Source organism: Limosilactobacillus reuteri subsp. simiae, from assembly GCF_020784875.1.
In the GTDB taxonomy this organism is placed as follows: Bacteria; Bacillota; Bacilli; order Lactobacillales; family Lactobacillaceae; genus Limosilactobacillus; species Limosilactobacillus reuteri_H.
This window is the reverse complement of the sequence record NZ_JAJGUI010000097.1, coordinates 25,427-50,009: the sequence shown is the minus strand read 5'-3', so window position 1 is coordinate 50,009 and position 24,583 is coordinate 25,427. Positions and strand designations below refer to the sequence as shown.

Here is a 24,583-nt window from a genome sequence, read left to right as displayed (position 1 = left end):
AATAAAACATATCAAGAACCTGGTGATCTCATCAAAGATTAAATGCTTGTGGACGAAAATACCTAAGATGCTATACGCAACAGGGATGCGTTTAAGAAGGAAATATACGAGTGACAAGACATAAGTAATAAAACTAATAGTTGATAAAAAGCCAAGTAATTACCAAACTTTTTAGAGAAGGTAGTTTATTACTTGGCTTTTCAAACATAAAATTTAAGATATAAACAGATATAAAATTTAAGTAAAGATATAAATAGATATAAAAATAAAGCGCTTGTCACCTCTTATGGAAATTGTGGAATTAGAAAAAATTTTTATTAATCCTGAAAAATTGTTTATCTCTTGTGAAGATCCTATAACTAATCTCCTAAAAATTAATTAACCGCATTAATCTTTTGTAAAAGCAGTATCTTATTCGTATGTGGATTCTATATAATCAAAGCAGAAAATAATTGATACAAATTGAAAGCATGGATATAAGGGAGGTTAGTTATGAAAAGAAATCAACATCAGAAACCATTTTACCGCCGTCCATGGCTATGGATAGTAGTTGCCCTATTACTAGTTGGTGGTGGATGGTTTATTAGTAACCGTAATCAGGCACAGGAAACGCAAAAGGATTCAGTCGTTAAAACAACCAAAGAATCAGATAAGAAGAAAAAGTCGACAAAAGAATCTAAGAACAAAGAAAAAGATAGTTCTGTCACGAAATCTTCCAGTGATAGTCAGCCGGCAACCTCAATAAGCGAGCAACAGTTTCAGCAACCGAATAATGAGAAAAGCTATTCAAATAATAGTAATCAGACAGTCCCTTCAACAATTCAGCAGCCTAATAATGAAACGACAACTCCACCAAAGGAACTAGAGCCATGGGTTGATCCCGATAACTATGAACCGAATTCAATTATTGGTGATAGTTCCACAATGTATTGTTACTTACCAGGGCAATATCCAGATCCTGGAATTGCCCCTGAAAATGTGGTTTATTTTGATTCATTAGCTGATGCCTGGGCAGCTAGATATCAGATACATCAATAAAATAAGAGTGCTATACAAAAAGTTTATTTGTATGCACTCTTTTTATTATTCGAGAAATTTATCATATTCATCATCAGTTAAATTATATTTTTCCATAACTTTTTGTTTAATGATCTCTGGTTTAATATTGAGTTCATAGAGAGAGTCAATTAGCTTTTTTATGTCTTCCTCGCGAACTTCCATTTTAGCGTCCATCAAGTTTAATTCGTACTTCATAAAGCCATTTCTCCTTTCTGGATCTTGTTTGACTTTATCAATTTCGTCTTGAATCTGTGCAATAAATCTATTCTTATTGTCGCCTTGATTGCACATTAAAGCAAGGAAGTTCTTAATCGGTTCATCATTTTTATCAAATTTTTTAGCAAGAGCATTGAAGATAACGACTGTCCGATTATCACCAAATTTTAGATTATGGTCTCTAGTACAAGTAAGATTAAATTCATATCGTGCCCATCCCTGCTTAAAATAATCAAAATTACAAAACATAATAATATAAGTAGGGTAATTATTGAGTACTGAGTAACTATCTCCAGGTCTTAATAGCTCATGATCAACCTGTTCTTGGTAATAACGTAACCGTGCTGGTATGTTATTTTGATTATTAACTTGCATCTCAATAACAATGATATTATTTTTATCATCACGAACATAAACGTCAAAGCGAACACGATGGGCACTAACGATATTAATATCTTTTTGGGTGTCTAACTGGATAATCTGTTTTGCTTTAATATTTGGCAGGGCTCTATTAATTAACTCTAAACAGATTTCTTTATTTTGCATTACTAGTCCAAACATTGGATCACTAGTAATTGTCATCTTTTGCCATTTGTCATAAATTAAGGCAATTTGTTCTTCTCGTGATAGATTATTCATAAATTTACTCCTTATGTATTTTTGCTTCTAAAGGAATATATACGTAAATAATCTAATTTTGCACCAAAAAATTTAAGTTCACTTACTTTGAATTGCCGCCAGTTTTTCATTATCAATCGAAACCGGTAAAACAATTGAGAGCAGTTTTATTAAGATAATATCCATCACACCGATAAATATAATTGTCAATAAGGTAACGAAGATTTGAATAAGCAAAAGGTGCAAACCGCCACCAAATAAAAGCCCATTAGGTACTAGATGACTGATCTGATGGCTAGCAAAAATACCAGTTGCAATGCTTCCCCAGATACCACTAATCCCATGGCAACCGAATGCATCAACAACATCATCAATTGGCAGTTGTGGTTTGATCTTAGTAATAAAGTATTGGCTAACGATTGCACCGCCTATTCCAATAATCATTGAACCACCTAGTGTAACGTAGCCCGCTCCAGGAGTGATTGCTACTAAACCGGTAATTGCACCGTTACAGACTCCAGCGAGGGTAACATGATTAAACTGATAACGATCCAATAACATCCATGTTACCATTGCACTTGAACATGAGATGGTCGTTGTTAACATGGCTTGCACGGCTGTATCATTAACGGCGAGGGCCGAACCAGCGTTAAAGCCATACCAACCAATCCATAAAAGGGCTGTTCCAATTAATACCCACGATAAATTATTGCGTTGAGAATGAACATCTTTCCGTCGACCAACCCAGGCTGAAAGGATTAAGGCCGTTATCCCCGCATTTACATGAACAACTAATCCACCAGCAAAGTCAACTGCCCCTAATCTTGCCAATAGTCCATGTGGTGCCCAAACCATATGCACAAGGGGGTAGTAAACAAAGATAGACCAGCAAATGGTAAACATTACTAAAAAATTAAAGCGTCCGTGGCCGACGACCGATCCACAAAAGATTGCCGGGGTAATAATTGCAAACATCATCATAAACATTGCATAATCGCCAATTGGAATACCGGTTTTAGTGATAGCATCGATTGGCACATGAATCATTAATATATTATTTAAATTTCCGACTATTCCCCAATGGTTGCCAGAAAATGAAAGAGAGTAGCCTACTGTAATCCAGAGAATCACGGCTAAGCCACACATCATAAAAACAGTTAGCAACATGTTATTAGCATGGCGCCGATTAACTAGACCACCATAGAAAAAAGCCAGTCCTGGTGTCATCAATAACACGAGAATACTGGCGGTCATGATAAATAATGTATTAACTTTTAACATGTAGACCACCTCCTAATAATTAAAGGCTAATCTATCATTCTTGAATGGATCATACAATAGGTTAGACAAAATACTGTTAAATCATTAGTTGAATTCGTTTTCATGATGAAAGAGGATAAGTATTAATTGAGTTTTGATTAATATTTTTATACGACGAAACAAAACGTTTGTACTCTTTTCACTACTTAAGTTACACTTGATTCAATAATGTAAGAATCTGGAGGGATGAACATGAAAAAGTATGATGATATTCTGATCGGATCAGGGCCAGCTGCCTATAAAATGGCTAATCTTTTGGTTAAAACCGACCGTAAAGTATTGGTAGTTGAGGGTTTTGAATATGGGGGCACTTGTCCTAATTATGGGTGCGAGCCCAAAATTTTTCTGGAGGGAGCAGCCCGGACTGTCCTCCAATCTCAGCAACTTCTTGGTCGAGGCATTAGTCAACCAGCAAAATTAGATTGGGAAGCATTAATGCAGACTAAGCTTAAGCGGTTTGATCCATGGCCAGGTGAAACTCGCGATATTATTAAGAAAAATCACGATGTTGAAGATGGTTACGCAAGTTTTGTTGATAACCATACTATTGCTGTAAACGGTCATCAATACCAGGCCGATCATATTATCATTGCGACAGGGCAAACACCAAATATTCTGGATATTCCGGGTAAAGAGTATCTTCATACCAGTTATGACCTTCTCTCGTTAAAAGAACTTCCACAACGGGTTACGATAATCGGTGCTGGCTTTGTGGGCTTAGAGTTAGCAACTCTTGTAGCAGCTGCTGGTGCTGAAGTAACAATCGTTGTTCATTCTGACCGCGTCCTTCGTGAATTTACCAAGGCGGAAGATGAAGCGCTAGTTAATGCGATGAAGCAACGGGGAATAAAATTTAGCTTTAATACTGATACCCAAAAAGTAAGTAAAGGTAAAGACGGCCTGCTCGTTACAACTAATCATGGTGAAGTACAGGCTGACTATGTACTTGATGCAACTGGTCGTCATCCAAATATCGAAAAATTAGCGCTTGAAAATACTGATATTGAATATGATCGTCATGGTATTAATGTCGACGGTCACTTGATGACAACGGTTGACGGTGTGTACGCAGTTGGGGATGTTATTAATCGGAAACAACCTAAATTAACACCGGTCGCCGAATTTGAAGGCCAATATCTTTTTGACTACTTAACAGGTCAAACGGATCAAGATATTGTTTATCCGACAATTGGTCAAGTAGCTTTTACTTTTCCAGAGGTTGCCCGCGCCGGTGTTAATCCAGATGATGTCGCTGGTGACTCACAATATCAAGTTAAGACAGTTTCACTAAAATATGGTAGCCTTTACGCGGGCCAAAACGATCAAATCAGTACCCTTACCTTAGTCTTTAAGGATCAGCAATTGGTCGGGGCAAGTGAAATTGGCGATTACGCGGCTGATGATATTAATAACTTTTTGCCAATTATTGGTCTAAAGATTAGCGGGGATGAGTATCGCCAAAAAGTAATGGCGATTTATCCAACGTTAGGCGATAAGGTTGCTGGGTTATTACCGTAAATACTAAAAAATCTCTTCTATTAAGTTTGAAGAGATTTTTTTAGTATTTGTCCTATAGTACAATACAAATACAAACTTAAAAGTTAGGGTATTATCAATGACTATATTTGTAATTCTATTAATCTATAAATTCATTAAGGGAACATTTGAATATGAAAAGGTAACACGATTTGAGCTAATAATTATCCCCGTGTATTCCGCAATTATGATGGTTTTGAGTTTAGAAAACGTCAGATCTTTAACGGCAGCTGGACTTACAATTATTCTTCTAATCTTAGGAGCTTCGATTGGCTTTCTACAGGCAAGCAAAACGCAAATTAAAGACACCAATAAACTAGATTCCCACCAGCGGCCGATTTTAAAGGTTAAAAGAAATTGGCCGTATCTTGTGGGTTGGCTTGTTTCATTTGCGATTGGGATTAGCGTTGAAGTATTTTATGGTGCACATATTAACGCTACGGAAATATCACATGAACTGTTTGAAGAGGTCCTTAAAGACTTATCTACTATCGCCTTTTTCCGCAGTCACAATGCCTGGTTCATCTGGGTATTAAATGTTGCAACTAGTTTTACCTATGGAGCCTGCTTAATGGTTCGTTATCCCAAGATTAGGGAAGCGGTGCGGCGAAAGAAATAAAGTGACCAATACAAGATCTTATTAAAGTAAACCTAAATATGCTAAACTTTAGTAAGAGTATGTAATTTAGGAGGAATCATCTAATGGATTTACAAGATGCAATTAATCAACGCCATTCAATTCGTCAATTTACGAACAAACCAGTTGAAAAGAAGATGATTACTAAAATTGTTGAATTAGCTCAACGTGCTCCATCATGGGTAAACTCCCAACCTTGGCAAGTATATTGTGCGATGGGCGATACATTACAAGCGATTAAGAATGCTTATCGTGATCAAGATATTGCAGGTAACCAAGGGAATTCAGATTTGCCAGTGATGAGCCGTGAAGATTGGGCACCGCAAACCCAAGATAATATGAAGCAATGGCGGCATGGAATTGTTCATCATTTTGCTAATTTTGATGAAGCTCATGAAAAGATGACAAATGCCAGTAATACTTTATATGATTCGCCTGTAATTCTTTATATTACTATTCCTAAAGCTTCACCAGATTGGTCGATTTTTGATGCGGGCTTGTTTGCTGAAAATATTATGTTAGCCGCAACTGCTTATGGCTTGGGAACGATTCCAACCTATAACAGCGTTCGTTTCCCGGCTATTCTTCACCAAACTTTGAATGTGCCAGACGATGAACGGTTTATCGTTGGTATCTCGCTTGGTTATTCGGCCGATACGACAATTAATAGCTACCATTCAGAGCGTCGTCCTGTAAATGAAATTTTACATTTTAACTAAAGAGAAAGGTCATAATGATTGCAAGGTTTAATTACTCGTCGCCTTTAGGAAAGATTGGAATTCAAGCAGATAAATATGGAATCACTGAGGTAAAATTTGTTGATCAACCTGAAGAGGATATTTTCAATCCTAATTATCCTTCAATTAAAGAGGCTGTTAGATGGTTAGATGATTATTTCCTGGGAAATGTCCCTTTAACATACCCCCAGTTCTATTTGAACGGTACAGATTTTCAACAAAAAGTTTGGCAACAATTAAGACAGATTCCTTATGGGACAACAGTGACTTATGGGCAACTAGCTCAGAGAATTAATAGTAGTCCACGGGCAGTGGGGAATGCTGTTGGTAAAAATCCAATTTTACTGTTTATCCCATGTCATCGTGTTCTTGGACAAAATGGTAAATTAACGGGCTATAGCGGTGGCCTTGAACGCAAAAAGAAATTGTTAGCAATTGAGAATATTAAACCTTAATAATAAAAAGACGCGGGTGAGAAAAAGTTTTTCCCACTCACGTCTATCTTTTTATTCTTTCCATTTAATTGAAAAGTCATTCAATTTGCTTTTATCTTTGAAATATTTTTTGACTTTTGGTACAACTTCTTTCCCATAAATTTCAATTGCTTTTAATACATCTTTATGTGGCATTGAGGCAATTGGCAAGTGAAGGTAGAAACGCTTCAAGCCAAGTAATTCCATCATTTTAATAATCTTGTCAGCAACTGTATCGGCATCCCCAACAAAAATAACACCATTTTCGCCAATGCTTTCAAGGTATTGTTCATATGTCATGCCAGTCCATTGTGGCCGCTCTTTACTAATCGTATCAACAAGCAATTTAGTTGGATAGAAATATTCTTTGATTGCCTTTTCCTTATCATCGCTTAGCCATCCCCACGAGTGGGCAGAAACTGGCATTTCACTTAATTTGTGACCTGTTTTTTCAGCCACAACACGATAGAGCTGTACTAATGGCTTAAAGGCATCCATCTGACCACCAATAATTGCATAAACGATTGGTAGTCCCATTTCGGCCGCTCTAATAGTCGAGTTAGGATTGCCGCCAGTAGCTAGCGATATTTTCAAGGGCTTCTTTGGCCGAGGATAGATTCCAATGTGGTCAACCTTTGGCGTGAACTTTCCTTTTGGCCAATCAAGAATTTCGTTCCGGTTAATTTCAACTAGCATATCCAATTTTTCTTTAAATAGTTCATCATAATTATCAAGATCGTAACCAAATAAGTCAAAAGCTTCAGTAAATGATCCGCGGCCAGCCATAATTTCAATTCTTCCAGGAGCCATTGCATCAATTGTGGCATATTGCTCAAAAACCCGAATTGGATCAATCGTTGGTAAATTAGTAGTGGCGCTTGAAAGATGAATTTGTTTTGTTTTTGCGGCCGCCATCGCTATAATGATTTCAGGTGCCGAAACTGCAAAGTCTTTGCGGTGGTGCTCACCGATAGCATATGCATCAATTCCTACTTGGTCGGCCAATTCTACTTCTTCAATAAGATTTCTAATCCGTTCATCATGGCTAATTGCCTTACCTGTTTTTTCGAGTGGGGTCGTTTCACCAAATGTTGAGATTCCTAATTCGACATTCATAATTAGTTGCTCCTTCCTCTTGCTTATTTTTTGTAAGTGTATAATATCATAAATATTTTTATTTAACAATGTCACTTGCATAGGTGTTAATCACGTAAAGATCGTGCTTGCTGTGGGATTGATTAATGGTTGGTAAATAAAGATGATCCCTTGCTTTCAGTATTGATGACGGCAAGGGATTTTTAACTTTACTTATAAATAATTAGCTTTTTCCTACAAAATTCAAATTTATTCGTTACAATAGCTAATATGGCAAAGAGAAAGAAAAAACAAAATTTAATATATCTATCACTTATTATAATCATCGCGGCAATAATCGGCGGAAGTTGGTTTTATTCTCATCATACGCGGGAGGTCAGTAATTCATATGCTGTTAGTGAAACGGCTGCGTTAAGCAGTGGCGCAAGAGTATATAATTCACTTTCAGCAATTCAACGCGTCAACCTGCCTGATCAAGCATTAGTTAAGGTCAATCGCTACTATCTGACTTCTAATGATAACGATGATACTTACGCACGGATTAACTATAATGGAAAAAATTATTTTGTTCGGGCCACCGATATTGAATTGAAAATGAACAACGAAATCAATAATTATCTTACTCAATCTGGTCTTCCACACGCTAAAATTACTAAACAAATTTCAAGTATATTTGAACAACGCGGGTATAGTACTTCATCTGGAAATCCTCGTGGGGTCGTAATTCATGATACTGGGAATGAAAATTCAACGATTAGTAGTGAAGTATCTTACATGAAGCAAAATTATAGTTCAACTAGAGTGTTTGTTCATACATTTATTGATAATCAACAAATTATTAATATTGCGGATACAAAATATATGGCAGAAGGAGCGGGGCCATATGCTAATCCATACTTTGTCCAGTTTGAAATGCCTCATGAATATACCGCAGCATCTTTTGCAAACCAGCTTGGCAACGCTGCTTACTATACAGCCTATATCTTAAAACAGAATAATTTGCCCGTGACGAAAGGAACCAAAGATGGTGGTGGCACTGTTTGGACACATGCAATGATTTCAAGCTATCTTGGTGGAACTGATCACGAAGACCCGATTTCTTATTGGTCGACAACGGCTCGTAAGCTATTTGGAACAACTTATAACATTAATAACTTTGTTGAATTGGTCCAGGCTTATTACAATCAAATGTGAGGGAAAACTACTTTTTGATTTGCTGATTAATTGAGCGAATCTCTTTTTTTATCGAATACCAATTAAGACTCCAAATTATGGCATAAATTACAATAAAGATAAGCGTGAAAATAGCAAAATTAATCCAAGTCAATGGGAACCAACCGCATAGAATTGCTAATGGCGCAAAGCCAGCATAGTAAGCACAAAAATTAATGATTGTTTTCTTTAGCAGTGACCAATTTTTAAGTTCAAAAATTAAACTGCCAAACCCAAAAACACAGCCAATTAGCATCCATAAAATAACAGAAACAGTTACGCTGTTAAGGGGATGGGCGAATTGGTTAACAAAATTAGGGGATGATGGGTAGTAAGTGGTACTGCCATTAAGATAGTTGAAAACCAAAGAGATTGCTAAACCAATTAGAACCCCGATTCCTGAGAAACCAATCGTATATTTGACATATTTTTTCATAGTCCTAACCTCGCTTTCAAATTTTTGATTTTTCGTCGCGAAATCTGAATATGGCTACCATTTGTTAAAATTGCATCTATCAAACCATTATCTAATAACTCAAGGTGATCAAGGTAATGATAATTAAAAATAGTGCTGCCAGATGCTTCAATAAAATCATTCGGAAGATTGCTTTTGAAGTGGGATAATCGTTCACGATAAAAGTAGGTATGATCTTTTGTTGAAATATTAGTACCGGTCTTAGCGACAGTTAGTTCAAAGATATCAGGGAATTTAATGGGGATGATTTGATCGGCGTCATAACACCATAATACTGGTTCGGTACTTGTAAAACTTTTTAAGAGGTTATTGATTTGGGGATTCATTTCACGGACAAATAAATCGAGGTGTTCCTCTTCAATATTAGGGTCGATATGACAGTTTACTTTCATAGTTCCCACTTCCTTTCTAAGCTAAGTATATTATATTTGCCATTGCTTACATTATATATGTAATAAGTGGTCAAAAATTCGCAGTAGATGGTAAAATTCCTTAAATTATTGGTCGTTTAGTTTTATGTATTTTAGGAGGTAAAACGATGGATTTTAAGCTTATGCCACTTAATGAAAAAGATTTACCAATTTTTGTTCCTGCAATGAAAGATTCATTTAATCAAGCAGCTCAAGTACAGGATAGCTCATTAGAAGATGTATTACCGACTGAAGATATTTATGCATCTCTTGCTTGTGATAATGCCCATGGATTTAAAGCGGTTGTAGATCATGAGATTGTGGGTGGCGCAATTGTACAAATCGATGATCAAACTCATCACAATCATTTAGACTTCTTATATGTTGATACTGCACATCAAAATAAAGGAATTGGTTATAAAATTTGGACTGCATTAGAGCAGAAATATCCACAAACAGTTCTTTGGGAGACATGTACCCCGTATTTTGATAAACGAAATATTCATTTTTATATCAATCGTTGTGGCTTTGCTGCTGTAGAATTTTATAACCAAAGCCATCCAGATCCTAATTTCGAAATTCAGGATAGTAATAATGAAATGTTTCGCTTTGAAAAAAGAATTACTTTAGACGATTAAAAGTGTAATAGTGGAGAGTTATTAAAATCTATCTTATATTTATATTAGGAGGGATGTTTAATGACTCTCTTAATAATTTTTTGTCTATTGATTTTATATAATTTCATTAAAGGAACATTTCAATTAGAAACTGTGACTAAGACTAGTTTTATAATTATTCCGCTTTATGCATTAGTCATGACGATTATTTCGATTTTTACGGAGCGACAGGAATGGCATTTGCTGGTTACGATTGTTCTAATTTTAATTGGCATTATGCTTGGCTGGTTTCAAACATTTAGTGTTCGCATTGTAAAAACAGCGAAAAAAGATAAATATGGTAATCATATATTTAAATATCGGCGTGGTTGGGCCTATTTATATGGATTTGCCCTCGTATTTATGGTTGAAATTGCAACGGATCACCTCTTAGGGTTAAAGATGACTTTTAAAGGGCTATTATTTGAATTATTAGATGAAGTTTTACGAGAACGTTTTAAATTTTTGCCAGATAATGGGTGGGTAATTTGGCTATTACTTACGGTTACAACTGGTACATACACATTAATCCTTATTCGTCACTATCCGTGTATTAAAGAGGCATTAGTGTGGAAAAAATATACTAAGAAAAAACGGTCAGGAAAAAACTAGCATTTTTTCGCTGACCATTTTTGTTATCTAATAAAAGTGTGTTTTAGGCTCTTAAGTAAGCCATAAATTGTTAATAATGTGAAGAAAATAGCAGATGAGAATAACGCTCCTCTTGCGGTACGATCAATCAGGGCAATTGTCAGCGGAGAAATCGCACATCCGATATCCATCATGATCAAGACAATGGTTGTTGAGAAATTAACGGCATTTTTATCGCTAACATTATCAATCCATTTAAAAATAAAGGGCATTACAAGGCCAAAACCACTTCCGAGAATAATACACCCGGTTACTAATATCCAGAAATGGTGAGCGGTACTAATCAAGAAGAAGCCGCCAGCATTAAATGCTAAACAAAGTGGAAATACAAATTGATGAAGCCGTTGTTCAAGCCAATCAAAGGCAGCGCTAATTGGAATACCAATGGCGGCAAGAAGGGCCAGCAAGAGGGAAGCAGTACTTTCATTCCCTAAACCGGCATCGACAATTAATGTCGGTAGTTTGTAGGCAAGGGCCATGTAAAAAATATAAATTAGCAATACCATGATACTAATCCAGACAATAACTGGTTGGACTAATTTAGTTAAATCATGAAACGATAGTGAGTTATTTTTTGCCTTTTTAGTAGACTTTGGTAATTGTACCCAGATTTTAAATGCTAGTAAAACTGGAATTGCAATAATATAAACAAGGAAGACAGCATGCCAGGATAAAGTGACTAAATAACAGATTGCTAATGAGCCGACGACATAGCCTAAGTTGTTCATAATATTTTGAAAACCAATCATCCGATTCAATTCATGCTGATTGCCAGTATATAATTGCGGAATTAAGCTCACAGCTAACGAATTATAGCTCCCGATTCCAATTCCTAAAAAGATCCGCGAAATTAAAATTAGTAGATAATTATTTAAGATAGCCGGAAGAGTACCAGCAATCCCAACAGTAAGTAAACTAATAAGGATAATCCTTTTTGGTGACCATTTCCTGTTGAGAAAAGGACTAATTAATAATCCAAAAATCATACCAAGGTTTGGAATAGTAGCGAGCAATTCAATATTTACATGACTAATTGTAGGAAATGCGTGCATCATTAAAGGAAGTGCTGGCGAAATTACTGCCGACATCATTATAAATAATGAAATTGCTAAGAGTGAGAGTTTATAGGGTAAGTGGTGAATATTTGTATTTGATTTCATGATTTACTGTTTTTATCTTTCATTACTTGATCCAAAAATGTCTAAGAAACTAATAAAGAGATTAATAAAATCAAGGTAAAGCTGCAATGCACCAAGGACAGCTAGCCCATTGGATGATACTTGACCATTACACTCGGTATAGATATTTTTCATTCGTTGCGCATCCCAAGCTGTTAATGCCGTAAAAATGATTACCGCAACGATTGAAAGCAGATAATTAATTATTGGACTTTGCACAAAAAAGTTAACCAGCATGGCGATAATCAAGCCAATTAATGCTGCGCTAGCATAAGAACCAATTCGCGTAAAATCACGGTGAGAGAAAGTACCAATAATCGCCATTGTTAAGAATACACCCGCTGAGGAAACAAAGGCTGTTGCAATATCGGTGCTAGCGTAAGCGCCTGCAATAAAAGCAAAGGTAATTCCGTAGACGATCGCTGTTAAAATTAATAGGAACAGACAAAGGCCAGGGCTACGGGTGGCATTAAAATTAATCCCCAACGTCAGGATGATTGGCAAGAGAATAATTAACCACATTCCCCAGCGGTTATTGACCATAAAAGCAGTGAATTGCTGAGCGAAAACAGTCATTACGAGCCAAGCGGTTAAGGCAGAAAGCAATACTGCCAGGGTCATTAAAGAATACATTTTTGTTAAAAACTTATTTAAGCTGGTAATATCAACAACGTTTCGACGGTTAGGTGAAAAATTATCCATTATTGCACGCTCCCTTCACAAATAAATTCTTACCTTTATTATATTCCCTAAATTTAATAATAAAATTGTTTTGCAGAAAAATTATGCTAACTTGCTAGTTTTTGTATAATATATGAAATTATAGGAGGAATAAATTATGCAATGGTCTGATAAACAATTTAATGCACTAACAGTTAATGAGCTTTTTGCCATTCTTAAGTTGCGAGCACAAGTTTTTAATGGAGAACAGCAGAGTTCCTATCCTGATCCAGACGATAGGGACCCACTTGCGCACCATGTTTTTGCGACTACTAATGGTGAAGTAGTTGCTTATGCACGTTATTTTATTCAGAATGATGTTGTAACTTTTGGCCGTGTAGTTGTAGCTCCACAAGCACGCGGTATTGGTTTAGGTGGAAAGATTATTGAACATTTATTAAGCGGAATTAAAGAAAATTTCCCCCAATTTAAGATAACTATTCATGCTCAAGCCTATGTTGAAGAATTTTATAAAAAATATGGTTTTGCATCTGTCGGTGACCATTTTATAGAGGCCGAACGTGAGCATGTTACGATGGTTCATGAACCGCTAAACAAAATTTGTGATAAATAACATGATGAAAGCAAATCAAATTGGTTCTGTTAACTATGTAAGAGCCTTGAAACAAAGCGATCTTAATGCTCATGAACAGCTTGACTTAATTATTAATCACCATTTACAAGCTTATATTGATAACTATGGCTTTCTTCAATTTCCCCCAACCATCTATCAATTTTCATCTCAGTTAGCCCCTACCAGCTTTTTCTATCCTTATTTTCGTGATTTAGTTGTAACAGCCTACTCAGGGAAGAAAGGACTAAGAGCGGATTTATTAGGACGTAAAATTCATCTGTTTCGCAGTTATCTTGATCGGCAAAACATCACTTTTATTCGCCAATATCAGCGTCCCTCTCTTTCACCAGAAGCGACAGATTTTCAACGATTGATTTCCTATGCCCAAGATAATCACTTTAAATTAGACTTTAAAACTGGTGCTAATTACCATAATCGTTATCATCATAAATTTACTTACCCATCTAATATGAAGGTTCAATTAGTTCGTAATTCATATCGTTGGTATGCTAATCCAGCCCGAATGATTGAATTTATTGTTGATATCGAAACAGGAAAGTTTATTAGTCAATGGAATGTTTATCACTTTGATGAACAAGGAAGAATTGATACGGATCCAACTAATTATTCGACCAATCAATTACGGCAAATTGCTGATACAGAATCTTTTAACTATGGGATTCCCTATGGAGAGTATTATGTAACCGGTAAATATCGGCATACTCATCAACGGCTTGATATTACTCAACCAACCGATAGTCAGCTTCGAAGAGTCGCTAAAAAATATTGGCAGGCACCTATTGATTATGATGAGGGCGGCAATTATGCTGACTTAGTAAAAAATATGCAGGATGTTATAGCGTGGCGGGGCGTTCCAGATTCGCAGCGAATAGAAGTTTATGCTGATTATGTCAATTCATTAAAGGAACACCAGTGTAAGAATAGAGGGATTAATCATTTCTTTGCTAAGAAGAAAGCTTATCAGCACTTTTATGTTCCTTGGTGGCGGAGATTGGTATAATTAAGGACAGAAAGCGTTAATCTATTTTGAAGTGATTATCCAGTGAAATAATTAAGTTATTATTGTCTATTATGTTCCAAAAGTGTTATGGTTGAATTTGAATAAAATTAAAATGATTGATTGGAGGGATTCTTGGATGGGAACCGATTATGATCAACTTAAAGCAGCTTTAAAAGAACCGTCATTAAATGCCAAACTTTTTTCTTCACAGTTTGGTTTAGAGGCAAAGAAGCACCGAATTTTGACCAATGGGCGGGCAAGTCGTTATCCATATCCTGAAAATCTGCGTTCACGGCAATATAATATTTATTTGAACTCAGGCTATACGGATGACATGATGGACTTTGAAACGGGTCCAGTTGTTGGAGCTAAGAATGCAGTCCGGCAACTAAAGATGTTAGAACAAATTGTTATCTCACATTTACGGAGTGATGAACGCTTATGGCCGCTAAGTATGGCACCGGGACCGACTTATCAGCATGATCTTGAGTATTTACAAACGGCATTTACAAAAAAATGGGACCAACAGACTCATGATTATCTAGGCAAAAAATACGGCATTGTTCAAGAAATCTTGGGGGATGTTCATGTTAATTTTAGTTTAGACGGTGGATTAATCGACGAGATTTATCACCGCTTTTATGCGGACCGGTATCCAAACCGCATTGATTTTCAAAATCATCTTTACTTTAAATTAGCGCAAAAATTCTACCTTTATCAATGGTTATTTACGTACTTGTATGGCGCAAGTCCGGTTTCTGAAGATATGCCACATAGTATTCCTGAGGATTTGGAGTTGCCAGTTCGTAGTTTGCGTTGTAGTGATTATGGGGATGACAATTTTACCAATGAGCAAGTTACCTATACTTCATACGACCAGCATTTTACAGAACTAAAGCACTTCATGGATAATGGCACTTACTATAGTATGAAGGAATTCTTTGGTCCAGTACGATTACGACGGCATAACCATGATATGCATGACATTGATGGGGCTTTACAAGAAGGTATTGATTATCTTGAGTTTCGTAATTTTGACCTTGATCCGTTGTCGCGGACAGGAATTAGTGATGATACGATTAACTTCCTTGAATTAATGCTTTTAAATAGTATTCTTTCACCATTACCTGATAATTTGGAGGAACGATTAGCGGAAGCAAAAAAGCGGAATAATGAAGTGGCCTTGCAAAAACCGAAGGAGCAGTTACCGTGGATGCATGAAGAAGCAATGCAATTAATCGCAGAGTTGCAAAACTTTATTGTTGAGTTTAATGCTCCGCGAGAATATCAGCTTGCTTTGAAGTTCGTTCAACGACGAGTGGATGACCCCTCCCTAACTCTTAGCGGTCAGTTAGCAGATCAACTTGAAAATGGTGACTTATTATCATTTGGATTGAAGATTGCTAATGATCGTTATACTAAAAATATTAATTTCCAACATCCTCTGCAAGCAATTAGCGATGTTTACTCAGATGATGTTCAACAATTGGTCAAAGCTGCCATTGAGTTAGGCGTTCAAGTAGATTTGCAACCAACGCAAGTAGTATTACATATAGGGAATCATCAAGAAAGCTATAATGCTCAAGCAGCTTTTGATTTCTCAAAGGGTGCTCGTGATGTAATTCTTAGTGATTTCCCAGAAGTTCAGGATTTTCAGGAAAAATAAAAGAGACTGAGGAGATTATTTCCTAGTCTCTATCTTTTTAAAGTAGGGTAATAACCTTATCTTCACTTTCGTTATTTCCCGGGAAATAGAAAGAAGCGCTATAAATGAGAAAGATTGGAATTATTGGTCTTGGTCATGTGGGTGAAATGTTAGCCAACCAGTTGGTAATGAACGGAAAAGTTGACGAATTAGTTTTGATTGATGAGAAAGATCAACTAGCAATTGCAATTCAGGCCGATTTAAATGATGCGCAGACGGTCTTGGCGACCCATACAAAAATAATTATTCAAGATTACGCTGCCTTAGCCGATGCGGATGTTCTTATTACCGCCTTTGGAAAGAGTGCTTTGATGAAGCAACAACCAATGGCTGAGCTTGAGACCAGTTATCAGCAGGCCTTACAAGTTGGTAATAAGATTTTTAAGAGTGATTTTAGTGGGATCCTAATTAACCTTACTAATCCGAATGAGGCAATTACTGCTGTTCTTCAGCAAAAAGTTGGCTTGCCGCAAAAGCAAGTAATTGGGATTGGCACGGTTGTTGAAACTGCGCGCCTTTATCGGGCAATTGCAGAAGCTGCAAAGGTAGCCGCTGCTAATGTAACTGGCTTTGTCTATGGTCAGCATGATGGCCATCAAGTATTCGCTTGGTCAACTGTTCGCGTAAATGGACAACCCTTAACCGCGGCAATCAATGGCCACCACTTAGATCAAAGTCAGCTTAAAATTAAGGCGAACCTTAGTAATTGGTACACTCTTGATGGGTTAGGGTATAATGTTAGTGCTGTTACTGCCTGGACTCTACGAATTATTACGGCAATTTTCGCGGATGAACAATTAGCGTTGCCAGTTGCAATTTATCAGCCGCAGTATTCCACTTACATCAGTTTTCCAGCGTTAATTGGTCGGCAAGGAATTGGCAACCTTCTGCTCTTAAAACTTTATCCATTGGAAGAAGAAGAGATTAAGAGTGCGGCAGCAACAATTAAGCATCAATTAGATTCTCTAAAAAATATTAAAGGGGAGTAGTTGTATGATTAAACGAATTGCAGTCTATTGTGGTGCACGTGATGGTAATGATCCGGCATTTAATCATGAAGCACACCGATTTGGTGAATGGTTGGTCCAACACGATATTGAATTGGTTTATGGTGCCGGTGCGTTTGGCTTGATGGGAACCCTTGCTCGGACGGTCTTGCAAAATGGGGGCGTTGTTCACGGGGTAATTACTACTGAATTAGCTGAACGTGGAGCCATTTATAACGAATTAAAAGATGTAAGAATTGTTCCTAATATGGATATTCGCAAGCAAACGATGATGAATCTTGCGGATGGATTATTAGCTTTCCCTGGTGGCTTTGGAACATTAGAGGAAATTACCGAAGCTGCTTCATGGACAACAGTGGGCGACAATCATAAGCCCGTTGCTTTTTACAACTTTAATGGTTTTTATGATTCGTTAAACGATCTATTTAAGCAAATGAATAAGGCTGGCTTTGTAGAAGATCCTTATTTGAATAGTATCTGTTTTAGTGACCAGTTCGACCAGATTTTGGCATTTATGCAAAATTACAAAGCACCGGCACATCGTCAGTACACTCAAAAATAATTTAAAAATAAAAAACGCTGTCTTACAGCGCCAACATTATTTTAATGGTTGAATAGTATAAACTTGGTCATCAGCTTCATCAGTTAGTGAAACTGGTCGTTGCTCATTAGCTCGGATAGTAATGTGATAGCCAAACCGATCAAGAAAAACTAACTTATCAGGTTTGATTTGTTGAACCGTTGCCGGAATGATTTGGTTATCGATGCCGAGCTTTAATTCAGGAGAGATAGTTATTTTATGAGAGCGATCTCGTTCTTTATCATAATATTGCCATGTGCCCGCATAAAAGATAGGTAACGAAATCGTATTATTGCTTTTCTTTGCGCGACTGAACCCTAAAGTACTGGTGAGTCCAGCCATTAGCCCCGCGCCGAAAAGTAACATTCCTTTTTTTCTCATATTTTATCAGTCTCCTCAATTAAGTGATAAGTCATTCTATAACATAACTAATTATACACACATTTCTATTATCAGAAGATTTCATTTCTGTTAAAAACGCGCAATAATTGTTAAAATTAGATGTAAGCAAAGAAATATTTGAAAAGGAAGAGTTGATTTTATGTTAAAACTTGGTGTTATTGGAACAAATATTATTACTGATCAGATGTTAGATGCAGCCAAGACAACAGGGAAATATGAATTGACAGCTGTCTATTCTCGGACATTAGAACATGCTGAGAAGTTTGGCAAGCCATATGGGGCAACTGAATTTTACGATGACATTGATAAGTTCTTTGAAGAGGGTAATTTTGATGTCGTTTATATTGCTTCACCAAATAGTTTGCACTACCAACAAGCACGGAAAGCAATTGAAAACGATAAATTTATTATTGTTGAAAAGCCAGCTTTCGTAAATCCAAGTGAATACAGTGCAATTGAATCATTATTGGCAGCCCATCCTAAGGCACGTTTAGTTGAAGCAGCCCGTCATATCCATACCAAGATTTATCAAGCTGCCTTGAAGAAAGTTGATGAGATGAAGGAACATTATGTTCAAGGAGCAACCATCACTGTAATGAAATACTCATCTCGTTTTGATAAAGTTCTTAATGGCAGTGAACCATATCCAAATATTTTTACCCTTAAGTATGCTGGGGGAGCATTAATGGACCTCGGTGTATATGCTGTTTATGGTGCCGTTACTATTTATGGTGAACCAGAATCTGTAGTTTACTTCCCAACTCTCACTAAAACCGGGGTTGATGGTAAAGGGGTTGCAATTCTTAACTATGACAAATTTACTGTCACTCTCAATTTTGGTAAGACAGCTAACTCCCACCTTTATTCTGAAGTTTACGGCTTGAAGGATACTTTAGTCTTTGATAGTATTTTTGATACGCGAAAGGTTACTTACTATGATGCTGACCAAAATGCGCACCCAATCGAAGCACCAGTTGAAGAAAATTCAATGACTGATGAAATGAATGATTTCGCAGACCTCTTTAACAATCCTGATGATGAAGAAGAAATGAAGAAGTACAAGCATTGGTTAGAATTATCTAAGACGGTCAACTCAGTTATGTACTCCCTTCGTCAATCTGCTCAACTAGTTTTCCCATCTGATAACGATCAAGAATAGGATGATTTAATTTGATCGAACAATTTCAAAAACACTTTGATGAAAAATACAAGCAACCAACAGCAATCCAAAAAGCAGTTGCGCCGGCATTAAAAACTGACCAATCTGTCCTTGGAATAGCACCGACTGGCTCTGGAAAGACCCTAGCCTTTACGTTGCCACTCTTGCCTAAGATTATGCCAGGCGAGGGAACTCAATTATTGGTTCTCGCACCTTCACAAGAATTGGCAATTCAAACAACCAAGGTAATCCGTGAATGGGCAACTTTAATTGGTGTTAGCGTTCAATCCCTGACAGGGGGGGCAAATTTACGGCGACAAGTTATGAATTTGCACCAACACCCTGATGTCGTAGTAGGGACACCTGGACGGGTACTCCATATGCTTGATAACCATCATTTAAAGCTCGGCCATCTAATGACAATGGTTATTGATGAAGCTGATGACATGCTTCAGGACGATACTTTAGCTGTCGTAGAAGATATTGAGCGTGCAACCCCGTTATCTACTCAACTAGCATTCTTTTCTGCTACAAAGTCTCCTGTTCTGGATGAATTGAATGTGATGTTTGGTCGCGATATTGAAACTATTGATGTGCGGGATGAGGATACTTCTCAGGGACCGGTAGAACATGGTTACTTAAGTGCACGAACCAATGCGCAAAAAACAGCAACTTTACGCCGGATGACAAGTATTAAAGATTTTCGGGCGCTTGTCTTCTTCAACAGTACCCGTACTCTTAACTATGCTGCAAGTCGGTTGCGACACGAACATGTTCCGGTCGATACCTTGGGTGGTAGGCAGAAACAAGTACAACGGGAAAAAGCAATGCGGATGTTTCGGAAGCGGCAAATCAAGTTGTTGTTGACGACGGATTTGGCAGCCCGGGGCATTGATATTCCTAAATTGCCTGCCGTTATTAACTTTGACTTGCCAACATCGCTCAATACCTATATTCATCGGGTTGGCCGTACTGGGCGACAAGGAGAACCAGGGTTAGCACTTAGTTTAGGTGATGATCATGATATTCGTGACCTTAAGAAGCTACTTACTGATAGTGACTATGAACTAACTAAGCTCTATATTGGTGATAATAAATTAACCAACCAGAAACCAGAAGAAGGGCAACGGGTGGTTTCAATCAAAAAGCAGGCTAGTCGTCACTTGCAAAAAGAACAATTAAGTGGGGAAACCCATAAAAAGATGAATCAAACCCTCAGTGGATTCTCTAAGCCAAAGAAACGGCGGAAGAAAAAGAATCGCAAAAATAAAGGAATTCGTTTGAAGCATCGTCGTAAAAATAACGAAAACTAAAAAAGAATAATTACCGTCTTTACGAAATCCCTCGTAAATGCGATAATATTCTTTAGTTTGGTCCTATAGTATAATTGGATAGTACATCCGCCTCCTAAGCGGTCGATTCCGGTTCAAATCCGGATGGGACCATTTGATAATGCACTGTCGACGTGATTGCTTTGTTTAGTGATTACGTCTTTTTTATTAAAAGCTGAAAGGAGAGTCATTAATGCAGCCACCATATAAGATTATGTTTTTGTTTGGTACGCGGGCTGAGGTTTTGAAGTTGGCGCCGATCATTAGATTGATGCATCAAAATCCTGCGACCTGGCAACCGGTTCTTGTTGCAACGGGAAATTCACAATTATTAAACGACACGTTGGCATATTTGGATTTTCAAATTGATTTCAGTGTTGATTTATCGAACGCAACAAGCACAAATGAAGTTGAGTTGTTGAGCCAGCTTTTACATAACTTAAATAATGTGATTAATGCCGGACAACCAGATATGATCCTTGTGGTTGGCGATGCTACTACAACTTTAGCTGCCAGCTTGATCAGCTTTTATCATCATATTTCACTTGGCCATGTCGAAGCTGGTTTGCGTACTTATGAACGGTATTCACCATTCCCTGATGAAATGCATCGGCGCCTTACAGATAATCTAGCAGACCTTTATTTTGCGCCAACGACAAGTACCCGCGATAATTTATTGCAAGAGCACCATCCGGCAAAACGAATCTATGTTACTGGAAATACTTCAATTGATAGCGTGAAGCATAATTTACAAGAAGATTTTACGCATCCTTTACTGCAGTCTATCCCAGCAAATAATCGGATTTTATTAATGACAATGCGGCGCAAAGATAACCTCGGCGCCCCCATGAAGCGTGTTTTCCATACAATGCGTGATATTGTGGAAACTAACAACAATCTTGACCTGATATTTCCTGTCTATCCTCATCCAGAAGAAGAATCACTGGCTAATGATATTTTAGGAGATCACGACCGAATTCATCTTATTACACCATTAAATCATCACGATTTCTTAAATATTGCTGCCCGGAGTTCGATTCTGTTAACTGATTCAGGCGGTTTGCAGGAAGAAGCTCCAGCATTGCATCGCCCTCTTTTGCTTTTACGGGATGAAACAGAACGTCAGGAAGCGGTCAGCCTAGGGGGCGTAAAAATTGTTGGTACTGATCCGACAACGATTCAACAAGCGGTTTTTGAATTGTTAAATGATGAGAAGAAGTATCGGCAAATGGAACTAGCGGAAGTACCATTTGGGGATGGGCACGCAAGCGAAAAGATTCTTAAAATTGTTGAAAAATACTTATCACAACAATAAAAAGGTGAATAAGAGATGTAAAAGAGTAGTCTCTTATTCACCTTTAGTTTGCTTTAGGTGGTCGTAATGATCCACGTTTAACGATAATTGGTAATTGCTTTAGGGCATCGTAAACATGATGAAGTTCCGTCTCTGCTTTCTTCTTATCAATTCCTTTAGCAGTCATAACAGCATCAGCAGCTTGCGCATAATTACGCTTATATTCTTGATTGATTTTATTCCAATCAACTCCAGCAAATTGTTGAGCTAATTTCTTATCATAGGGCAACTTTCCCTGAAGCATCAGAACCGCGATTCCAGGATAGCCAAGATAGCCTTGCCAGTAAGAGGCATTGTCATTTGAAGTATAGGTATTATCGTGAAAGGTGACGGTATAAGTTTTCGCTTCATTAGAAGAGGTTACGAGTGCTTGATCGTTTTCAAGTTTAACGTGACCGTCAGCAATTGCTGTATAAGCTTCTAATATTTTTTCAATTGGTGGGAATTTCTTCATCGTTTTAGGTCAGTCCCTTCTTCATATTTATTATAGTTGGGATTCGCAAAATAAATAAAAAATTCGCACTGTAAGTTTACAGTCCGAATACTATCATTTATTTATCTGCAATATCACGGTTATCTTTGAAGATTAACCACTTTGAGAAAATGTAATTAGCAATTACCACAATGACATTATCAATAAATTTAACGATAAATTGTTGGAGAGGATCATTGAATCCTAATAAAGAAACCCCAACATACATAATAATTATATCTAATACAAGTGTGAGGCCTCGGTAGAAATAGAACCGAAGAAACTCAACAATAAAGTCACTAACGGTAGTGTAATGTGATCCGAATACCCAGACTTTATTAGTGAAGTAAGCTACTAAAACCGATAAAAACCAGGCAATAACATTAGCTACTTGATAATTCCAATGGATCCCAGAACTCAAAAGCTGGAACACTGCTAAGTTAACCACCGTTGTGACAACGCCCCAGAAAAGGTAGGCGATGATTGACTTATATTTTACCCACAGATCCTTAATCATTCAGTTTAGCCGCCTTCTCTACTAATTGCTTAGCGAAGGCATCGAGCTTTTGAATGTCTTCTTCATCTGGTGCGAGGTTGATTTTAACATTTTCAGCGCCCTTAGTTGCACCCGTCTTGGCAAGGGCATCCCCAAATTTATCGACGGCGACACAGAAGTCATCCCCATAGAAAGTATCACCAGAGCCGGCAACTCCGTAAACTTTGCCTGCTAGTTGTTCTTCTTGCAAGTCTTCATAAAAGTCAATTCCTTCTTCTGGAAGAGCTCCCTCATCGTAAGTGTAAGGACAGATCACACAAATATCAGCTTCTTCAAAGTCAGCTGGATCAGCCATTGTCATTTCAACTTCATCGACTTCTACTCCTAAATCTTCCAGAGCGTCAGTAATGATATCCGCAACGTCTTCATTATTACCGGTAATGGTTGCGTATACTACAAGTGCTTTTGCCATTTTATAACCTCCATTAAATCTATAACGTTCATATAGTATAGCACGGTTTGCGATATCAGGGCAGACAAGTGGTATACTATTTATGTTAGATTGTAAATAAGGAGATCGCGAAAATGATTAGTTTAAAATCACCTCGAGAAATCGATGCAATGGAAAAGGCCGGGGCAGCCTTAGCGGCAATGCACCTTGGCCTTCGTAAAATTATTAAGCCAGGCATCTCAAGTTGGAAGATTGAAGAATTCGCTCGGAAGTACTTCAAGGCTGCTGGAGCTAAAGCTGAACAAATTGGCTTTGAAGGATACAAGTACGCTACTTGTGTTAGTGTGAATGATGAAATTTGTCACGGATTCCCTCGTAAGAAGTTAATCTTAAAGAAGGGCGACTTAGTAAAGGTTGATACGGTTGTCAGTGTTGACGGTGCTTTCAGTGATTCTTGCTGGAGCTATGCGGTAGGAGAAGTTTCCCCTGAAATCCAAAAGTTAATGGACGTTACTAAGAAGTCACTGTTTATGGGAATTGACCAATGTGTTCCTGGTAACCGGATTGGTGATATTGGTGCGGTGATTCAACACTACACAGAAGATGAGAATGGCTATGGGGATGTCCGTGAATTTGTTGGTCACGGTATTCAACCAACGATGCATGAAGATCCAATGGTGCCTCATTACGGCGAACACGGTCAAGGAATTCGTCTTCGTAACGGGATGACCATTACTGTTGAACCAATGATTAACACCGGTACTTGGGAAGCTGATACTAGTGATCCAAGTGGTTGGCTTGCCAAGACTGCTGATGGTGGTTGGAGTTGCCAATACGAACATACCTTAGTTATTACGAATGATGGTCCGAAGATTTTGACGTCTCAAGATCCAGAAGCAGATGCTGATTACATGTACGATGATAATTATGCTAAGTACTTAGACCATTACCGTGAGATCGCAGAAAAGGTTGCTAAGCAGTTTGAAAATTAAAAAAGTGAGTGGGAATTAACTTTCTCGACAAGGCGGTGGGCTAAGG

At 37.5% G+C, this 24,583-nt stretch carries 28 protein-coding genes and 1 tRNA gene; 18 read left to right on the top strand and 11 right to left on the bottom strand.

The annotated features are described in order from the left end of the window. Nucleotides 1-492 precede the first annotated feature (492 nt). Nucleotides 493-1,038 carry a hypothetical protein gene (locus LMC10_RS04450; RefSeq protein ID WP_229269055.1) on the top strand — a complete coding sequence of 182 codons (546 nt, stop codon included), beginning with the start codon at nucleotides 493-495 and terminating at the stop codon, nucleotides 1,036-1,038. 45 nt (nucleotides 1,039-1,083) lie between these two features. Here the strand turns inward: LMC10_RS04450 and LMC10_RS04445 are convergent, their stop codons facing one another. Next, nucleotides 1,084-1,914 (bottom strand): Rpn family recombination-promoting nuclease/putative transposase, encoded by an 831-nt coding sequence (locus LMC10_RS04445; protein ID WP_229269054.1) that lies wholly within the window; start codon nucleotides 1,912-1,914, stop codon nucleotides 1,084-1,086. A 78-nt stretch (nucleotides 1,915-1,992) separates the two neighbouring features. After that, on the bottom strand, nucleotides 1,993-3,174 hold the full coding sequence (locus LMC10_RS04440) for an ammonium transporter (protein WP_229269053.1): 1,182 nt from the start codon (nucleotides 3,172-3,174) through the stop codon (nucleotides 1,993-1,995). 225 nt (nucleotides 3,175-3,399) lie between these two features. Between LMC10_RS04440 and LMC10_RS04435 the strand changes: the two genes are divergently transcribed. The 4 genes from LMC10_RS04435 to LMC10_RS04420 all read left to right on the top strand — a co-directional run bounded on the left by LMC10_RS04435 (nucleotide 3,400) and on the right by LMC10_RS04420 (nucleotide 6,578). Next, nucleotides 3,400-4,731, top strand: coding sequence for a dihydrolipoyl dehydrogenase family protein (locus LMC10_RS04435; protein ID WP_324294040.1), 1,332 nt, complete (start codon nucleotides 3,400-3,402; stop codon nucleotides 4,729-4,731). A gap of 97 nt (nucleotides 4,732-4,828) precedes the next feature. Continuing rightward, nucleotides 4,829-5,368 (top strand): hypothetical protein, encoded by a 540-nt coding sequence (locus LMC10_RS04430; protein ID WP_003664443.1) that lies wholly within the window; start codon nucleotides 4,829-4,831, stop codon nucleotides 5,366-5,368. A gap of 83 nt (nucleotides 5,369-5,451) precedes the next feature. Beyond that, nucleotides 5,452-6,105 (top strand): nitroreductase, encoded by a 654-nt coding sequence (locus tag LMC10_RS04425; RefSeq protein WP_107721442.1) that lies wholly within the window; start codon nucleotides 5,452-5,454, stop codon nucleotides 6,103-6,105. Between the two features lie 14 nt (nucleotides 6,106-6,119). Further along, a complete protein-coding gene (locus tag LMC10_RS04420) occupies nucleotides 6,120-6,578 on the top strand; it encodes a methylated-DNA--[protein]-cysteine S-methyltransferase (RefSeq protein ID WP_229269051.1) in 459 nt (152 codons plus the stop codon). Nucleotides 6,579-6,629: 51 nt separating this feature from the next. Here LMC10_RS04420 and LMC10_RS04415 read toward each other — a convergent pair whose 3' ends face one another. After that, a complete protein-coding gene (locus tag LMC10_RS04415; RefSeq protein ID WP_229269050.1) occupies nucleotides 6,630-7,712 on the bottom strand; it encodes an LLM class flavin-dependent oxidoreductase in 1,083 nt (360 codons plus the stop codon). 249 nt (nucleotides 7,713-7,961) lie between these two features. Between LMC10_RS04415 and LMC10_RS04410 the strand changes: the two genes are divergently transcribed. Continuing rightward, nucleotides 7,962-8,885, top strand: a complete 924-nt coding sequence (locus tag LMC10_RS04410; protein ID WP_229269049.1) for a peptidoglycan recognition protein family protein — start codon at nucleotides 7,962-7,964, stop codon at nucleotides 8,883-8,885. A 7-nt stretch (nucleotides 8,886-8,892) separates the two neighbouring features. On the opposite strand, the gene LMC10_RS04405 is transcribed toward LMC10_RS04410, so the two are convergent. Both LMC10_RS04405 and LMC10_RS04400 read right to left on the bottom strand, forming a co-directional pair. Next, nucleotides 8,893-9,339 carry a DUF3021 domain-containing protein gene (locus LMC10_RS04405; RefSeq protein ID WP_122481487.1) on the bottom strand — a complete coding sequence of 149 codons (447 nt, stop codon included), beginning with the start codon at nucleotides 9,337-9,339 and terminating at the stop codon, nucleotides 8,893-8,895. Beyond that, on the bottom strand, nucleotides 9,336-9,770 hold the full coding sequence (locus tag LMC10_RS04400; RefSeq protein ID WP_020843261.1) for a LytTR family DNA-binding domain-containing protein: 435 nt from the start codon (nucleotides 9,768-9,770) through the stop codon (nucleotides 9,336-9,338). Before LMC10_RS04400 ends, LMC10_RS04405 begins: the two co-directional genes overlap by 4 nt. Before the next feature lie 146 nt (nucleotides 9,771-9,916). Here LMC10_RS04400 and LMC10_RS04395 point away from each other — a divergent pair, with 146 nt between their 5' ends. Further along, nucleotides 9,917-10,426, top strand: coding sequence for a GNAT family N-acetyltransferase (locus LMC10_RS04395; protein ID WP_153706507.1), 510 nt, complete (start codon nucleotides 9,917-9,919; stop codon nucleotides 10,424-10,426). 60 nt (nucleotides 10,427-10,486) lie between these two features. Continuing rightward, nucleotides 10,487-11,056: a hydrophobic protein gene (locus LMC10_RS04390; RefSeq protein ID WP_229269048.1), complete on the top strand. Its 570-nt coding sequence runs from the start codon at nucleotides 10,487-10,489 to the stop codon at nucleotides 11,054-11,056. A 23-nt stretch (nucleotides 11,057-11,079) separates the two neighbouring features. On the opposite strand, the gene LMC10_RS04385 is transcribed toward LMC10_RS04390, so the two are convergent. After that, on the bottom strand, nucleotides 11,080-12,255 hold the full coding sequence (locus LMC10_RS04385; protein WP_229269047.1) for an MFS transporter: 1,176 nt from the start codon (nucleotides 12,253-12,255) through the stop codon (nucleotides 11,080-11,082). Nucleotides 12,256-12,267: 12 nt separating this feature from the next. Beyond that, entirely contained in the window at nucleotides 12,268-12,975 is a 708-nt protein-coding gene (locus tag LMC10_RS04380; protein ID WP_229269046.1) for a Bax inhibitor-1/YccA family protein, read from the bottom strand. 136 nt (nucleotides 12,976-13,111) lie between these two features. Here LMC10_RS04380 and LMC10_RS04375 point away from each other — a divergent pair, with 136 nt between their 5' ends. From LMC10_RS04375 to LMC10_RS04355, 5 genes are all read left to right on the top strand, one after another. Then, nucleotides 13,112-13,567, top strand: a complete 456-nt coding sequence (locus LMC10_RS04375; protein ID WP_229269045.1) for a GNAT family N-acetyltransferase — start codon at nucleotides 13,112-13,114, stop codon at nucleotides 13,565-13,567. Beyond that, entirely contained in the window at nucleotides 13,557-14,588 is a 1,032-nt protein-coding gene (locus LMC10_RS04370; protein WP_229269044.1) for a DUF3114 domain-containing protein, read from the top strand. The genes LMC10_RS04375 and LMC10_RS04370 overlap by 11 nt, the downstream gene beginning before the upstream one ends. Nucleotides 14,589-14,724: 136 nt before the next feature. Next, nucleotides 14,725-16,254, top strand: a complete 1,530-nt coding sequence (locus LMC10_RS04365) for a glutamate--cysteine ligase (RefSeq protein ID WP_229269043.1) — start codon at nucleotides 14,725-14,727, stop codon at nucleotides 16,252-16,254. 104 nt (nucleotides 16,255-16,358) lie between these two features. After that, nucleotides 16,359-17,282 carry a lactate/malate family dehydrogenase gene (locus LMC10_RS04360; RefSeq protein ID WP_020843255.1) on the top strand — a complete coding sequence of 308 codons (924 nt, stop codon included), beginning with the start codon at nucleotides 16,359-16,361 and terminating at the stop codon, nucleotides 17,280-17,282. A gap of 4 nt (nucleotides 17,283-17,286) precedes the next feature. After that, nucleotides 17,287-17,862 (top strand): LOG family protein, encoded by a 576-nt coding sequence (locus tag LMC10_RS04355; RefSeq protein ID WP_219178469.1) that lies wholly within the window; start codon nucleotides 17,287-17,289, stop codon nucleotides 17,860-17,862. A 36-nt stretch (nucleotides 17,863-17,898) separates the two neighbouring features. Here LMC10_RS04355 and LMC10_RS04350 read toward each other — a convergent pair whose 3' ends face one another. Continuing rightward, nucleotides 17,899-18,261: a DUF4828 domain-containing protein gene (locus LMC10_RS04350; protein WP_003670659.1), complete on the bottom strand. Its 363-nt coding sequence runs from the start codon at nucleotides 18,259-18,261 to the stop codon at nucleotides 17,899-17,901. A 160-nt stretch (nucleotides 18,262-18,421) separates the two neighbouring features. Here LMC10_RS04350 and LMC10_RS04345 point away from each other — a divergent pair, with 160 nt between their 5' ends. The 4 genes from LMC10_RS04345 to wecB all read left to right on the top strand — a co-directional run bounded on the left by LMC10_RS04345 (nucleotide 18,422) and on the right by wecB (nucleotide 22,087). Then, complete coding sequence (locus LMC10_RS04345; RefSeq protein ID WP_229269042.1) at nucleotides 18,422-19,441, top strand: Gfo/Idh/MocA family protein; 1,020 nt, start codon at nucleotides 18,422-18,424, stop codon at nucleotides 19,439-19,441. A gap of 11 nt (nucleotides 19,442-19,452) precedes the next feature. Further along, complete coding sequence (locus LMC10_RS04340; protein WP_229269041.1) at nucleotides 19,453-20,754, top strand: DEAD/DEAH box helicase; 1,302 nt, start codon at nucleotides 19,453-19,455, stop codon at nucleotides 20,752-20,754. A 59-nt stretch (nucleotides 20,755-20,813) separates the two neighbouring features. Then, a tRNA-Arg gene (locus LMC10_RS04335) sits at nucleotides 20,814-20,886 on the top strand. 79 nt (nucleotides 20,887-20,965) lie between these two features. Further along, the gene (gene wecB, locus LMC10_RS04330) at nucleotides 20,966-22,087 is read left to right on the top strand and encodes a non-hydrolyzing UDP-N-acetylglucosamine 2-epimerase (protein ID WP_229269040.1); all 1,122 of its coding nucleotides are present in this window, start codon (nucleotides 20,966-20,968) and stop codon (nucleotides 22,085-22,087) included. 43 nt (nucleotides 22,088-22,130) lie between these two features. Here wecB and LMC10_RS04325 read toward each other — a convergent pair whose 3' ends face one another. The 3 genes from LMC10_RS04325 to LMC10_RS04315 all read right to left on the bottom strand — a co-directional run bounded on the left by LMC10_RS04325 (nucleotide 22,131) and on the right by LMC10_RS04315 (nucleotide 23,566). Continuing rightward, nucleotides 22,131-22,580: a UCP014422 family protein gene (locus tag LMC10_RS04325; RefSeq protein ID WP_229269039.1), complete on the bottom strand. Its 450-nt coding sequence runs from the start codon at nucleotides 22,578-22,580 to the stop codon at nucleotides 22,131-22,133. 97 nt (nucleotides 22,581-22,677) lie between these two features. Then, entirely contained in the window at nucleotides 22,678-23,115 is a 438-nt protein-coding gene (locus LMC10_RS04320) for a GtrA family protein (RefSeq protein ID WP_229269038.1), read from the bottom strand. Then, nucleotides 23,108-23,566: a flavodoxin gene (locus tag LMC10_RS04315; protein WP_003674777.1), complete on the bottom strand. Its 459-nt coding sequence runs from the start codon at nucleotides 23,564-23,566 to the stop codon at nucleotides 23,108-23,110. Before LMC10_RS04315 ends, LMC10_RS04320 begins: the two co-directional genes overlap by 8 nt. Nucleotides 23,567-23,679: 113 nt before the next feature. Between LMC10_RS04315 and map the strand changes: the two genes are divergently transcribed. Continuing rightward, nucleotides 23,680-24,537: a type I methionyl aminopeptidase gene (gene map, locus LMC10_RS04310; protein WP_003664420.1), complete on the top strand. Its 858-nt coding sequence runs from the start codon at nucleotides 23,680-23,682 to the stop codon at nucleotides 24,535-24,537. Nucleotides 24,538-24,583: the final 46 nt, after the last annotated feature.